Annotated in this window: 13 protein-coding genes; all 13 read right to left on the bottom strand. The window is 71.0% G+C overall.

Going from position 1 to position 13,518, the window contains the following annotated elements; genetic code table 11:
- Positions 1 to 161: 161 nt before the first annotated feature.
- The 13 genes from J4030_RS09065 to murD all read right to left on the bottom strand — a co-directional run bounded on the left by J4030_RS09065 (position 162) and on the right by murD (position 13,485).
- Positions 162 to 1,091 (bottom strand): RluA family pseudouridine synthase, encoded by a 930-nt coding sequence (locus J4030_RS09065; protein WP_208048896.1) that lies wholly within the window; start codon positions 1,089 to 1,091, stop codon positions 162 to 164.
- Complete coding sequence (gene lspA, locus J4030_RS09060) at positions 1,084 to 1,674, bottom strand: signal peptidase II (RefSeq protein ID WP_208048895.1); 591 nt, start codon at positions 1,672 to 1,674, stop codon at positions 1,084 to 1,086. Before lspA ends, J4030_RS09065 begins: the two co-directional genes overlap by 8 nt.
- A complete protein-coding gene (locus J4030_RS17945; RefSeq protein ID WP_243763076.1) occupies positions 1,647 to 2,660 on the bottom strand; it encodes a TraR/DksA C4-type zinc finger protein in 1,014 nt (337 codons plus the stop codon). The genes lspA and J4030_RS17945 overlap by 28 nt, the downstream gene beginning before the upstream one ends.
- A 202-nt stretch (positions 2,661 to 2,862) precedes the next feature.
- Positions 2,863 to 3,960, bottom strand: a complete 1,098-nt coding sequence (locus J4030_RS18260) for a DivIVA domain-containing protein (protein ID WP_208048894.1) — start codon at positions 3,958 to 3,960, stop codon at positions 2,863 to 2,865.
- 91 nt (positions 3,961 to 4,051) lie between these two features.
- Positions 4,052 to 4,339: a YggT family protein gene (locus J4030_RS09045; RefSeq protein WP_179481495.1), complete on the bottom strand. Its 288-nt coding sequence runs from the start codon at positions 4,337 to 4,339 to the stop codon at positions 4,052 to 4,054.
- Positions 4,340 to 4,508: 169 nt separating this feature from the next.
- Positions 4,509 to 5,012 carry a cell division protein SepF gene (locus tag J4030_RS09040; protein WP_208048893.1) on the bottom strand — a complete coding sequence of 168 codons (504 nt, stop codon included), beginning with the start codon at positions 5,010 to 5,012 and terminating at the stop codon, positions 4,509 to 4,511.
- A gap of 66 nt (positions 5,013 to 5,078) precedes the next feature.
- Positions 5,079 to 5,792 (bottom strand): YggS family pyridoxal phosphate-dependent enzyme, encoded by a 714-nt coding sequence (locus J4030_RS09035; RefSeq protein ID WP_208048892.1) that lies wholly within the window; start codon positions 5,790 to 5,792, stop codon positions 5,079 to 5,081.
- Positions 5,782 to 6,537, bottom strand: coding sequence for a polyphenol oxidase family protein (locus J4030_RS09030; protein WP_208048891.1), 756 nt, complete (start codon positions 6,535 to 6,537; stop codon positions 5,782 to 5,784). The genes J4030_RS09035 and J4030_RS09030 overlap by 11 nt, the downstream gene beginning before the upstream one ends.
- 42 nt (positions 6,538 to 6,579) lie before the next feature.
- Entirely contained in the window at positions 6,580 to 7,935 is a 1,356-nt protein-coding gene (gene ftsZ, locus J4030_RS09025) for a cell division protein FtsZ (RefSeq protein WP_208048890.1), read from the bottom strand.
- A 276-nt stretch (positions 7,936 to 8,211) separates the two neighbouring features.
- On the bottom strand, positions 8,212 to 9,651 hold the full coding sequence (gene murC, locus J4030_RS09020; RefSeq protein ID WP_307864625.1) for a UDP-N-acetylmuramate--L-alanine ligase: 1,440 nt from the start codon (positions 9,649 to 9,651) through the stop codon (positions 8,212 to 8,214).
- Between the two features lie 2 nt (positions 9,652 to 9,653).
- The gene (gene murG, locus J4030_RS09015) at positions 9,654 to 10,772 is read right to left on the bottom strand and encodes an undecaprenyldiphospho-muramoylpentapeptide beta-N-acetylglucosaminyltransferase (protein ID WP_208048889.1); all 1,119 of its coding nucleotides are present in this window, start codon (positions 10,770 to 10,772) and stop codon (positions 9,654 to 9,656) included.
- Positions 10,769 to 12,016: a putative lipid II flippase FtsW gene (ftsW, locus tag J4030_RS09010; RefSeq protein ID WP_208048888.1), complete on the bottom strand. Its 1,248-nt coding sequence runs from the start codon at positions 12,014 to 12,016 to the stop codon at positions 10,769 to 10,771. The genes murG and ftsW overlap by 4 nt, the downstream gene beginning before the upstream one ends.
- Positions 12,013 to 13,485 (bottom strand): UDP-N-acetylmuramoyl-L-alanine--D-glutamate ligase, encoded by a 1,473-nt coding sequence (gene murD / locus J4030_RS09005; protein ID WP_208048887.1) that lies wholly within the window; start codon positions 13,483 to 13,485, stop codon positions 12,013 to 12,015. The genes ftsW and murD overlap by 4 nt, the downstream gene beginning before the upstream one ends.
- Between the last annotated feature and the right edge of the window lie 33 nt (positions 13,486 to 13,518).

Raw genomic sequence — 13,518 nt, 5'->3', positions numbered from 1 at the left:
GCGATGAGTCTAGGTCGGTGCTCTGACACCCCGGTCCCCGACGCGCACGGTGTGACGCAAGGGTCCCGTGGTACGCCCGGTGCGGCACGCGGTAGCTGCGCGGGTCGTCGGTCGTGCGGTCACTTCCCGACGCCGTACGCGGGCCACCTGGCCCCGGCGGGTCAGCCGCCCGCGCGGACCAGGTCGAGCGCGTGCTGCAGATCCTGCGGGTACGGGCTCTCGAACGTCACGTACTCCCCCGAACCCGGGTGGACGAATCCCAGCGCCCGCGCGTGCAACCACTGGCGGACCAGGCCGAGTCGCTTGGCGATCGTCGGGTCGGCGCCGTACATCGGGTCGCCGACGCACGGGTGGTGCAGCGCCGCGAAGTGCACGCGGATCTGGTGGGTGCGACCGGTCTCGAGGTGGATGGTGAGCAGCGACAGCGATCGGAACGCCTCGAGCAGCTCGTAGTGCGTCACGCTGGGCCGCCCGGCGCTCAGGACCGCGAACTTGTAGTCATGCCCCGGATGCCGCCCGATCGGGGCGTCGATGGTGCCCTCGATCGGATCGGGAAGACCCTGCACCAACGCGTGGTAGGTCTTGTCGACGGTGCGGTCGCGGAACGCCTGCTTGAGGATCGTGTACGCACGCTCGCTCTTGGCCACGACCATCAACCCGCTGGTGCCGACGTCGAGCCGTTGCACGATGCCCTGCCGCTCGGCGGCGCCGGAGGTCGAGATCCGGTAGCCGGCGGCTGCGAGTCCGCTGACCACGTCGGGTCCGTCCCATCCGACGCTCGGGTGGGCTGCGACCCCGGCGGGCTTGTCGACGACGATCAGCTCGCTGTCGTCGTGCACGATCGCCAACCCCGGCACTTCGCGGGGTACGACGGCGGGCCCCTCCCGCAGAGCGGGCAGGACCACCTCCAGCCACTGGCCGGCGCTGACCCGATCGGACTTGCCGACCACCTTGTGATCGAGGGTGACCGATCCGTCCGCCGCCAGCGCCGCGGCACGACTGCGGGACAGTCCGAGCAGTCGGGCGATGGCCGCGTCGACGCGTTCACCCTCCAGGCCCTCCGGGACCGGCTGCGCCTTGAGCTCAGTCATGGTCGCGGCCGCCGTCCGCGGAGTCGGCAGCATCGTCCGGCGTGCCGGCCCGCCGCCCGTCGATCCCGATCCCGCGGATCGCGAGCAGCGCGATCAGCGCGGCAGCGCTCACCACGCACATGTCGGCCACGTTGAAGATCGGCCAGTGCGGCAGCTCCAGGAAGTCGACGACGTGACCCTGCCCGCCCTGCGGTGCGCGGACGAACCGATCGGTCAGGTTGCCGAACGCACCGGCTAGCAGGAGCCCGAGCGCCACGGCCCATGCGCGGCTGCCGATCCGGCGCGCGGCGAAGACGGTCGCGACGATCACGATGATCGCGATGATCGTCAAGACCCAGGTGGCGTTGGTGGCCATCGAGAACGCGGCGCCGGCGTTCCGCGTGAGGTGCAGCTTCAGGACCGGGCCGAGCAGCTCACGCGGCCTGGCCGGGTCGAGGGAGCCGCTCGCCCACGCTTTGGTCCCCTGGTCCAGGAGATAGCCGAGGAGGGCGACGGACCCGAGCAGCCCGAGGAGTCGGGTGCGGGTCGGCGTGCGTCTCGGACCGGCGGACGTGGTCAGCGGCGTTCCTGCTTCTGTTTGCATTGCATGCACAGGGTCGCACGAGGGAACGCCTGCAGACGAAGTTTGCCGATCGGCTTGCCACAGCTCTCGCAGATCCCGTAGGTCCCGTCGGCGATCCGGTCGAGGGCGTGCTGGGACTGCTCGACCATCTCCCGGGAGTTCTGGGCGAGGGAGAACTCGTGCTCGCGCTCGAAGGACTTACTGCCCACGTCGGCCTGGTCATCGCCCGCACCGTCGCCACTGTCGCCGATCAGGTCGGCGATCTCGTGCTCCATGCCGGCCAACTCGGTCGTCAGCCGCGCGACGTCGGTCTCCAGCTCGGCCTTGACGCCCGAGAGCTCCTCGGCGGTCCACGGAGATTCGTCCTCGCGCACCTTCAACTGCTTGCGCGGCGAGGCCACCGCGGCTTCGGGCGCCGGGGTCGAGGTCTGGACGGCGCTCTGCTGCGCCGCATCGGTCATCGTCGAGGGGGTGGGTGTGCTCTTCACGGCAGCCTTCTTCGCTGTGCTCGTCTTCGGGGGTGCCTTCTTGGCAGTCTTCGATGTCTTCTTCGCCGTGCTGGCCCTGCTTGCTGTCCGCGCATCCGGTGCTGCGGCATCCGCCGACGCGACCTTCCCGACCGCCGGACGAGTCGTCTTCCGGGCATTGGCAGGTGGCTTCGGGGCCACCGCGACCGGCGCCCGACCGGCTGCCTTCTTGGTGGTCGCTTTCTTCGTCGGCGTCTTCTTCGCGGTCGGCTTCAACCCCGCAGCGGGAGCCTTCTTCGCCGCGGCCTTCGGGGCCGGGCCAGCCTTCTTCGCTGTCTTCGCCGCTGCCGACCTGGCGGACACCGATTTCTTGCTCACCGACTTCTTGACCGTCCCTCGGTGGGCGGACGCCGTGGTCGGTTCGTCACTCGATCCGGCCACCACCCGGGCCGCCTTGCGCAGGACCGACGTGACCCTCGAGCCCCGGCCGGCCGCCGCAGCGACCGTCCGTGCCGAATCTGCGGCATCTGTGCTTCCCATGTGCGCCCCTCCGGCCGCTCGAGGCCGGGAATGGCCCTGGCACGTTCGTGTCTGCCGCAGGATAGGGGATGAGCGACGGGCTGTTGACCGCGGCGCGGCGGACGGGTGCGCGGCGCGTCGCGATCGACCGTCTCGCGGGCCCCGTCACGACGTGCAACGGCCCCGCACCAGGTGCGGGGCCGTCGTCGACGTGGGGTGGGTCTCAGTGCTGGTCGTCGGGCTTGGCGTCCTTGCCCTGGACGCCCTCACCGTCGAGGTCCTTGAGCTGACCCTGGATGAATCCCTTCAGCTTCGAACGGTATTCGTGCTCGAAGGTCTTGAGCTGCTCGATGGCCGAGCCGATCGACTCGCGCTCGGTGGTGAGCTGACCGATGATCCGCTGCTTGCGCTCCTCGGCCTCCTTCACCAGGCCGGTCGAGCGTTCGTTGGCCTGGCGCATCAGCTCGTCGTGCCGCTTCTGGCCGGTGCCGACGAGGTCATCGTGCTTGGACTGGCCCTGCTCCACGAGCTTGTCGCGCGTCGAGGTGCCCTCGCCGACCATCGAGTCGTGCCGCTCCTGGGCCTCCTTGATGAGGCGATCGCGCGTGGTCTCACCTTCGCGCACGTGCTCGTCGTGCAACCGCTGCGCCAGTGCGATGACGCCTGCGGCGCTGTCGTTGCCCGCCGCGCCCGCCGTTCCCACGGCCTGGGCGCCGGCCACGGAGGCCCCGCCCTGCGGTGTGCCGGCCTCGCGCACGCGCGCCTCGGACTGCGCCTCGGCGTCCTCTGCGCGCTTGGTGGCCGCCGCGGTGCGCTGGGTGGAGTCGGCCTCGGCCTGCTCGATCTGCTTCTGCAACGCGGCCAGCCGCTCCTTGGCCGCAGCGACCTCACCCTGCACCTTCTCGCGCTCGCCCTTGGCAGCGGCGAGCTCGCGCTCGGCGGTGGCGAGTTCCTCGCGGGCCTTGGCCAGCGCTGCGGCGTCGGTCGTCCCGGTCGCCGCGGACTTGCCGCTCGTCACGGGGATCGCCGCGGTCGCGTCCGCGTCGGCCTTGTCGCCGTCGCCCTTCACCGGGGTGAGGGCGGGCACGCCGGATGCGGCGCCGGCGGCGGTGGAGCCGCTCTCCTTGCCCGCGACGCCCTTGGAGCGGCGCAGGTCCTCCAGCTTGCCGGTGAGGTCCTCGTTCTCGGCGTTCAGTCGACGTAGCTCCACGACGATCTCATCGAGAAAGTCGTCCACCTGGATCTCGTCGTAGCCGCTTCGTCCAAACCCCTTGGGTTTGGTGAACTCTTTCTTGACTACGTCCTCAGGCGTCAACGCCATGTGTTCACCTCGGTAAACCTAGATGCCGCGGCGCTCGGGCGCGCACCAGCACGCACGGCACACGCCGACAGTTAACGGATGTGTGTCCAGCTTAGGCGAGAGAGCCTATGAGATTGAGCAGCAAAGAGACAGCCAGCAGCAGGACGAGGAACGCCAGGTCGAGCTGGATCGAGCCGATCCGCACCGGTTTCAGTACTTTTCGGACGGCCTTCAGCGCCGGGTCGGTGGCGGTGTACGTCGTCTCGGCAAGCACCAGCACGGGGCCGCGGGGCTGCCACTGACGCGCGAAGACCTGGATCCACTCGAGCACCAACCGGGCGAGCAACAGCACCAGGAAGATGTAGAGAACGATCGAGATGACGCCCAGCAACGTGGCCATCTACCTATTGTCACCCATCGCGGCGCCGGGCACGACGATGGTCGGCGAAGCGCACTGCTCTGGCACTTCCCTGCGTGCGCCCACCAACCCGAAGCGGGGCCCGGGTACGACGACGGCCGGTGGCGCGCAGTGCGCGCCGACCGGCCGTGGGTCGTGAGTGGTGGGCTCCTCAGCTCTGGTTGAACAGTCCGCGGGACGTGCGCGCGGCGTCCGCGCCGGAGGTGGCGACCTCGACACCCGACGGCGAGAGCAGGAAGACCTTGGCGGTGACCCGCTCGATCGTGCCGTGCAGACCGAAGACCAGGCCGGCCGCGAAGTCGACCAGACGCTTGGCGTCGTTGTCGTCCATGTCGGACAGGTTCATGATGACCGGCACCCGACCGCGGAAGTTCTCCCCGATCTCCTTGGCCTCGTTGTAGGTGCGCGGGTGGATCGTGGTGATCCGGCTGATCGGGCCACCGGCGCCCGGCGCACCGGCCGGCGCGTTCTTGTGCAACTGCGTCACGGGTGCCGCCTCACGTTCCTGCTCGATGTGGGCGGTCTCGTCGTAGCCGCTGTCGGCGTACTCGTGCGACTCGTCCGTGGTGTAGGTGTCGTCGTACTCGTCGTCGTAGCGACGGTCGGCCTCGGAGAGCCCGAGGTACTCCGTCATCGCGCGCAGCTTTCCAGCCATTCGTGGTACTCCTCGTATCGTCTGGCCGGATTCGGCCGGGCAGGTGGCCTGGTGGTGTGAAAAACGCTACCGCCGGGGAGGTCGCGAACCCAGGATTGCGCTGCCGACACGCAGGTGTGTCGCACCGGCGGCGACGGCCGATTCGAGATCGCCCGACATCCCGGCCGAGATCCAGGTGGCATCGGGGTGATTCGCGCGTACGCCGGCCGCGATCTCGCTCAATCGCGCGAACGCCTCCCCCGCGTCCCCGTCGAGGGGCGCGACAGCCATCACCCCACGTAGCTGCAGGGCCTGCGACGACGCGATCAGGTCGGCCAGCTCGGCCACCTGCTCCGGCACCGCTCCCCCACGTCCGGCATCGTCGCCGGACAGGTCGACCTGCACGAGGGCCTGCAGCGTGCGCTCCTGCGCCATAGCCCCGCGGTCGAGTGCTCCCACGATCTTGGCGCGGTCGACCGAGTGCACGACATCGGCGTACGCGCTCACGTGCGGTGCCTTGTTGGACTGCAGCTGCCCGATGAAGTGCACGCGCAGATCGGCGCGCACGGCCGGATCGAGGTCCGCCACCTTCGCCGCCGCCTCCTGGTCGCGGCTCTCCCCGATGTCGCGCACACCGAGGTCGTGCAGGCGGCGGACATCGTCGACGGGGAAGAACTTCGTCACCACGATCAGCGTGAGCTCGTCGCGGCCGCGCCCGGCCTCCGCGCACGCCCGGTCGATGTGGTCCTGCACCCCCGCCAGATTCTGAGCGAGCTCATCGCCGCGCGGGTCAGCCGACACGGCCGGCACCGTCCCGCAGCACGACGATGCCCGCGAACCGGCCCTCGCCGTGATCGCGGCGGTAGGAGAACAGCCGGTCGGACTCCCGGGTGCACCCGGGCACCCAGGTCACCGGCACCTCGCGCGAGCGCAACTGGGAGACCACGCCGGACGCCACGTCGATGGCGGGTGTGCCGGTCCAGCTGACGGCCCGACTCTCGGGGCTCTTGCGGGCGGCGTCCGCGCGCATCTGCTCGGGCACCTCGTAGCACCGTCCGCACACCGAGGGCCCGACGAACGCCTGAGGGGCGGCGGATCCGAGCCCGGCCATCTTGTCGAGGGTGGCATCCACGACACCGGCGGTCATCCCGGGCCGTCCGGCGTGCACGGCCGCGACCACCCCTGCGTCCACATCGACCAGGAGCACGGGGGTGCAGTCGGCGACCAGCACGGCCAGCCCGAGACCCGGCACATCCGTGACTTGCCCATCGCATTGCCGCGGCCGCGCGCCGGCCGTGGCGGACGTCGTGTGGACGGCGTGGTTGCCGTGCACCTGGTGCATGAACGCCAGCCGCTCCGGCGCGAGGCCCATCGCCTGCGCGACGGTGGCCCGGTTGCTGCGGACGGCGTCCGGGTCGTCGCCGACCGAGGCACCGAGATTCAGCGAACCCAGCAGGCCACTGCTCGCACCGCCGGTGCGGTCGGTGAACGCGACGTCGGCGGTTCTGCCGGCGCTGCCGGCGACCGTGTCACGCCACCAGAACATCGCTCAGGCCCGCGTCGTCGTACGGCGCCGACCGCGCGCCGCTCACTTCAGGAAGTCGGGGACGTCCAGGTCCTCGGGCGGGTCCACCGGAGCCTGCCGCGGCGGGCGTACGGGGGCTCCCTGCTGCTGCGGCGCACCGCCGCCCTGGCCGGCCTGCTGGCCGCCGCCCTGACGGACGTCGCCGCCCTGCTCGCGCGTCTGTTGACCGCCCGAGGGGTCCTGGCCGACCGGACGCTGCGCCGGCTGGCCGTATCCCTGCTGACCCTGCGGGTCGCGCTGACCCTGCTGAACCGGCTGAGCCTGACCGGCACCGGCCTGCTGCGGCGCACCGTCGCGCTGCGTGGGGCTCGGAGAGGCGCCTCCGACGGCAGCCGCTACGGGCTGCTGCTGCCGAGCGGTCGGACCGCCCTGGATCTGTCCGATGGCTCGGTCGTCCGCGCGCCGCTGGGGGGTGCCGCCGTCGAATCCGGCGGCGATCACGGTCACCCGCACCTCGTCGCCCAGGGCGTCGTCGATGACCGCACCGAAGATGATGTTCGCCTCCGGGTGGGCCGCCTCCTGCACGAGCTTGGCCGCCTCGTTGATCTCGAAGAGTCCGAGGTCGCTGCCGCCCTGCACGGACAGCAGCACACCCTGGGCGCCGTCGATGCTGGCCTCCAGCAACGGGGAGGAGATCGCGTACTCGGCCGCCTGCACCGCACGGTCCTCGCCGCGTGCGGAGCCGATGCCCATCAGGGCCGACCCGGCACCCTGCATGACCGACTTCACGTCGGCGAAGTCGAGGTTGATCAGGCCCGGCGTGGTGATCAGGTCGGTGATGCCCTGGACACCGGACAGCAGCACCTGGTCGGCGGTGTGGAAGGCCTCCAGCATGGAGACGTTGCGGTCGCTGATCGAGAGCAGCCGGTCGTTCGGGATGACGATGAGGGTGTCGACCTCTTCGCGCAGCGCGTTGATGCCGAGGTCGGCCTGGCCCGCGCGACGGCGTCCCTCGAAGGTGAACGGACGGGTGACGACGCCGATGGTCAGGGCGCCGAGGCTCTTGGCGATCTTGGCGACGACCGGGGCACCACCGGTACCGGTGCCACCACCCTCGCCGGCGGTCACGAACACCATGTCGGCGCCCTTGAGGACCTCCTCGATGTCCTCGGCGTGATCCTCGGCGGCCTTCTTGCCGACCTCGGGGTCCGCGCCGGCGCCGAGGCCGCGGGTCAGCTCGCGGCCGACCTCGAGCTTGACGTCGGCGTCGCACATCAGCAACGCCTGGGCGTCGGTGTTGATGGCGATGAACTCCACGCCCTTGAGGCCGCCCTCGATCATCCGGTTGATCGCGTTGACACCGCCACCACCGATACCGACGACCTTGATGACAGCCAGGTAGTTCTGAGGAGTTGGCACGAGGTGGAGCCTTTCGAGGATTGCCGGGTGAGCTGCTGCGGTGCTGCAAGTCGAGCGGAATGCGGATCTGCGTGCTTCGTCTGGTGGTGCCGGGCGTGCGTATCGGCGTCGGTGAGCACCGTGCTGGCCCCGATCATGCCGGGAGCGGTGGTGCGAACCCTGACGACACGCGCCGCGATCGGCACGGTATGCGCGAAAAGGGCCCGAAAAGGGGATCCTCACCGACGCGATCGCGATCGTACGCGACCCCGGACCACACCGACAGTCGCCTGGACCTCAACTGGAGGTTGAGCGTTCCGCGAGCCGCCGCAGGATCGGGGAGGCCAAGGCGGTCACGTCACCCGCACCGATGGTCAGCACCAGGTCACCGCGACGGGCCTGCTCGACCACCGCGTCGATCGCGTCGGCGCCGGAGGCGACGAACCTGGCACCGGACACCCGGTCGGACAGCAGTCGCCCGGTCACCCCCGGCACCGGGTCCTCCCGGGCGGCGTACACGTCCATCACGTACGCGGCGTCGGCCAGACGCAACGCCGCGGCGAACTGCTCGGCGAACGCCTGGGTGCGGGAGTAGAGGTGCGGCTGGAAGAGCACGATCAGGCGGCCGCCGTCACGCAGCGCCAGGCCCGTGCGGATCGCCGCCTCGAGTTTGTCGGGGTTGTGCGCGTAGTCGTCGACGACCCGCACGCCGGCCGCGCTCCCCCGCACCTCGAACCGGCGCGACGTGCCGCGGAAACCGGCCAGCCCTCGGACGACGTCCTCGGGCGCGATCCCGCAGCCGGCGCTCAACGCCAGCGCCACCCCGGCGGCGTTGAGCAGATTGTGCGCACCGGGCACCTCCAGGCGCATCTGGAGCCGCTCGCCGGAGGGGAAGGACAGCTGCGCCGACCACGACATCCCGTCGGCGCGTTCGTCGGTCAGTCGCAGGTCCGCGCCGGGCGACCGGCCGTAGCTGAGCACCTGCAGCCGGTCCGCGTGGCGGCGGGCGAGCGCGGCGCTGCCCTCGTCGTCGGCGCACGCGACGAGCAGGCCGCCGGGCCGCACCGACTCGGCGAAGTCGTCGTACGCCGCGTGCAGCCGCTCGCTGGTGCCGTAGAAGTCGAGGTGGTCGTCGCGCACGTTCGTCACGACGGCGACGTCCGGCCGGTAGACAACGAACGACCCGTCGCTCTCGTCGGCCTCCACGACGAACGCATCCCCTTGACCCACACCGGAGTTGGCGCCGATCCCCGCGATGTCGGAGCCGATCGCGAACGACGGGTCGGCGCCGGCGGACCGCAACGCCACGACGGCCATGGCGCTCGTGGTGGTCTTGCCGTTGGCGCCGCCGACCGCGATCGCCCGGCGCCCGGCGGTGAGCACGGCCAGGGCCTGGGAGCGGTGCAGCACCGTCAGGCCACGCTCGCGTGCCGCGGCCAGCTCCGGGTTGTTCTCGGCGATGGCGCTCGAGACGACCACCAGGGTGTCCGCGTCGAGCCCGGCCACGTTGGCCGCGTCCTGACCGATCACGACGGGCACGCCTGCGGCGCGCAGCCGCTCGACCGCGGCACTCTCGGCGCGGTCCGAGCCCGTGACGGTCACGCCCCGCGCCAGGAAGAGTGCGGCGATGCCGGACATGCCGGATCCGCCGATGGCGATGAGGTGAACGGCGCGCACGTCCTGCAGCCGGGGTAGTTGAGCGGCGAAGTCGAAGCGGCGGTTGATGCCGTCGGCCACGGTCAGCTCCCTGCGGCGGCGTGCTCGATCATCGTGACGAGATCGCCGGCCGACTCGCCATGGCCCGAGTCGCGCGCGGCGCGGGCCATCTCCTGCAACTGCGCGTCGTCGCGCAGCAAGGGGATGAGATGGGCGTCGACCCACTCGGGGGTGAAGTACTCATCGGGCACCAGCTGGGCGCCGCCGGCAGCCACCATCTCCGCGGCGTTGAGCTTCTGCTCGCCGTTGCCGACCGGCAACGGGACGAACACGGCGGGCAGGCCGACGGTCGCCAGTTCGCACACCATCCCGGCACCGGACCGGGTCACCGCGAGATCGGCTGCTGTGTACGCAAGGTCCATCCGGTCGACGTACGGCAACACGACGTACGGCGCGCCTCCGGACATCGACGGCAGGTCGACCTCCTTGCCGCGGCCGGTCACGTGCAGCACCTGGATGCCGGAGGCGCTCAGTTCCCGAGCCCGTTGGGCGAACGTGGAGTTGAGTCGCGCCGCTCCGAGCGATCCACCAGTGACCAGCACGGTGGGCAGGTCGGGGCGCAGCCCGAAGAATGCGCGGGCCTCCTCGCGGCCGACGGACCGGTCGAGTCGGGAGATCTGCGACCGCAACGGCATCCCGATCACCCGGGCGTGCGGCAGCTCGGTCGTGCGGAAGGTGGTGGCGACGTACGGCGTGAGGCGGGCCCCCGCACGATTGGCCAGGCCGGGGCGGGCGTTCTGCTCGTGGACCACCATCGGGATACCGCGCCGTTTGGCCGCGAAGAACGCCGGCGGGCTGACGAACCCGCCGAAACCGACGACGACCTGCGGGTCGACGTCGTCCACCACCTCGCCGGCCTGAGCGATCGCGCCGCGCAGGGCGAGCGGGAAGCGCGCGGCAGCGGAGTTCGGGCGGCGCGGGAAGGCGACCTTGGGGATCAGCCGCAACTCCAGGCCCGCCTCCGGCACCAGCCGCTCCTCCAGACCCCCTTCGCTGCCGAGCACCGTGATCCGCGCCTCCGGGTGCCGGGCGGCGAGCTCCTGCGCCGTCGCCAGCAACGGTGAGATGTGCCCCGCGGTGCCACCGCCGGCCAGCAGCACGCTGCGCAACGGCGCGGACTGCGGGCTCTGCCCGCCGCTCATCGGCCGACGCGGGAGGTCGCGAGGACGGCCGAGGCCTTGCGCAGCAGGCTCGGGCGCGCCTGCAGCGCGGCCCGGCACTCCGGCTCGGCGCGCGCGAAGGACAGCAGCATCCCCAGCGCGAAGAGTGTTGTCACCAGGGCGGATCCACCGGCCGACACCAGCGGCAACGGCACGCCGATGATGGGCAGCAGGCCGGTCACCGAGCCGATGTTGACCATGGCCTGGAAGACGATCCACAGCATGATCCCGGCCGTCGCCACCCGCACGAACATGTCATTGCTCGTGACGATCAAGCGGTAGCAGGCGTAGGCCAGGACGACGTACAGGCCGACGACCGCCATCGTGCCGGGGATGCCGAGCTCCTCGCCGATGATGGCGAAGATGAAGTCGTTGTGTGCCTCGGGCAGCCAGAACCACTTCTCGCGGCTGGCACCGAGGCCGACGCCCCACCAGCCGCCGTCGGCCATGGCGTACATGCCGTGCACCTTCTGCCAGCACCCAGGGGTCTGGGCGTTGATGCAGGTGCCGAGCCAGGCATCGATGCGGCCGGTGCGGTTGCCGCTGGTGAGCGCGAACGCCAGCGCGCCGAGGGCCGCGAAGCCGGCGGCGACGCCGAAAATGCGCAGCTGCACGCCGGCCACGAAGAACATCGCGCCCATGATGGCCAGCAGGACGAGGGAGGTGCCGAGATCGCCTCCGCCCAACACGGCGCCCAGCACCAGCAGAAGCATCGGTCCGAGCGGCAGCAGCAGGTGTCGGTAACTGTCGAGCACCCGGCGCTTGCGCGCCAGCACGGTCGCGACGAGCAGGACGACGGCGATCTTGCCGACCTCTGACGGCTGCATCGTCAAGCCGCCGGCACCGATCCAGTTGGTGTTGCCGTTGACGGTCAGGCCCAAGGGCGTGAACACCAGCAACTGCAGGAACACCGCGACGAAGAACACCGGAAAGGCGATGGCCTTCCAGAACCGCACGCTCATCCGGCTCGCGATGAACGCCCCGATCACACCGACGACGGCGAACGAGGCCTGGTTCAAGAAGATCGTGTACGACGAGTGCGACGCCGACGCGTACGACGTGACGCTGGAGGCCGAGAGCACCATGGTGAGCCCGAAGATCAGCAGCAGCGTGCCGGACCCCAGGATCAGGTAGTACGGGCCTACCGGTGAGGTGACCCGCTCCTTCACCTGCTCCAGGTAGCCGCGCGCCGGGTCGAATCCGGTCGACGCTCCGCCGGCGGTCATCGACCGACTCCGCTCACCCGCCGGGCGGCCTGCGCGAAGAGGTCACCCCGCTCGGGGTAGCCGGAGAACATGTCCTTGGAGGCGGCCGCGGGAGCGAGGAGCACGACGTCGCCCGGCCGGGCGAGGCGGGCAGCCTCGGTCACTGCGAGATCCATGGCGTCAGTCTGAGTGCTGTCGATCTGCACGACGGGGACATCCGGCGCGTGTCGCCGCAGTGCCTGCGCGATGAGCTCCCGATCGACCCCGATCAGCACCGCGGCACGGAGCCGGTGTGCGGCGTCGCGCACCAGATTGTCGACGTCCGCTCCCTTCAGCTGGCCGCCCGCGACCCACACGACGTGCTCCACGGCCCGCAGGGCCGCGGCGGCCGCACCGGGGTTGGTGGCCTTGGAGTCGTCGATCCAGCGCACCCCGGCACCGGTCGCGACGACCTGGCCCCGGTGCGGCTGCGGCGTGTAGCCCATCAGGCCGGCGCGCACGGCCGCCGGGGGCACGTCGTACGCCCGCGCGAGCGCCGCGGCGGCGAGGGCGTCGGCGATGTAGTGCGGCGACGGTGCCTCCTCGCCCGCGGCGAGCTCGGCCACCGTGCACAGCTGCGCGGCGTACCGCCGGTCGGGCACGAACGCCCGGTCGGCGAGTACCCCGTCGACCACGCCGAGCATCGACGGACCCGGCAGTCCGAGCGTGAACCCGATGGCGCGCGCGCCCTCGACGACGTCGGCGTCCTCGACGAGCTCGCGGGTCGTGGGGTCGTCCTCGTTGTAGACGCAGGCGTGCTGGGTGCGTTCGTAGACGCGACCCTTCATCCGGCGGTACTCCTCGTACGAGCCGTGCCAGTCCAGGTGGTCCGGTGCGACGTTGAGGCAGCAGGACGCGTACGGCGACAGGCTCGCCGACCAGTGCAGCTGGAAGGTCGACAACTCGACCGCCAGGACGTCGTACGGCTGCGGGTGCAGGACCGCCTCGACCAGCGGCGTACCCACGTTGCCCGCGGCGATCGCCCGCAGGCCGCCCGCCTGCAGGATCCGTTCGAGCATCGTGACGGTGGTGGTCTTGCCGTTGGTGCCGGTGATCGTGAGCCACGGCGCGGCGCCCTCACGCGGGCGCATCCGCCACGCGAGCTCGACCTCGCCCCACACCGGCACACCGGCGGCCGCGGCCGCCCGCATGAACGGATGGGTGGGCGGGATGCCCGGTGAGGTGACCACGAGATCCGTGGCGGGATCCGGGTGCTGCTGGTGCTCGGCGCCGAACCGTACGACGGCGCCCAGGATCTCCAGCACCGTCGCCTGCTCGCGCTGCAGGTCGGTGGGAGGGCCGGACAACACCGTCACGAGCGCACCGCGTTGCAGCAGTGCGTCGGCGGCGGCGTACCCACTCACTCCGAGGCCGAACACGACTACGTGCAGCCCTGCCCAGTCGGCGTCGGCGTGGTCGAGCGCGGCCAACCGATCCTTGCCGACCGCCATCAGCCGGCGACCGTCCGGATGTGCCCGAGGTGG

This window comes from Allobranchiibius sp. CTAmp26 (assembly GCF_017565405.1).
GTDB lineage: Bacteria > Actinomycetota > Actinomycetes > Actinomycetales > Dermatophilaceae > Allobranchiibius.
This window is presented reverse-complemented; position numbering and strand designations above follow the sequence as displayed.

Coding starts and splice junctions, on each gene's coding strand:
- J4030_RS09065 (WP_208048896.1), bottom strand. CDS start 1,091: ATGACTGAGCTCAAGGCGCAGCCGGTCCCGGAGGGCCTGGAGGGTGAA.
- lspA (WP_208048895.1), bottom strand. CDS start 1,674: ATGCAAACAGAAGCAGGAACGCCGCTGACCACGTCCGCCGGTCCGAGA.
- J4030_RS17945 (WP_243763076.1), bottom strand. CDS start 2,660: ATGGGAAGCACAGATGCCGCAGATTCGGCACGGACGGTCGCTGCGGCG.
- J4030_RS18260 (WP_208048894.1), bottom strand. CDS start 3,960: ATGGCGTTGACGCCTGAGGACGTAGTCAAGAAAGAGTTCACCAAACCC.
- J4030_RS09045 (WP_179481495.1), bottom strand. CDS start 4,339: ATGGCCACGTTGCTGGGCGTCATCTCGATCGTTCTCTACATCTTCCTG.
- J4030_RS09040 (WP_208048893.1), bottom strand. CDS start 5,012: ATGGCTGGAAAGCTGCGCGCGATGACGGAGTACCTCGGGCTCTCCGAG.
- J4030_RS09030 (WP_208048891.1), bottom strand. CDS start 6,537: ATGTTCTGGTGGCGTGACACGGTCGCCGGCAGCGCCGGCAGAACCGCC.
- murG (WP_208048889.1), bottom strand. CDS start 10,772: ATGAGCGGCGGGCAGAGCCCGCAGTCCGCGCCGTTGCGCAGCGTGCTG.
- ftsW (WP_208048888.1), bottom strand. CDS start 12,016: ATGACCGCCGGCGGAGCGTCGACCGGATTCGACCCGGCGCGCGGCTAC.
- murD (WP_208048887.1), bottom strand. CDS start 13,485: ATGGCGGTCGGCAAGGATCGGTTGGCCGCGCTCGACCACGCCGACGCC.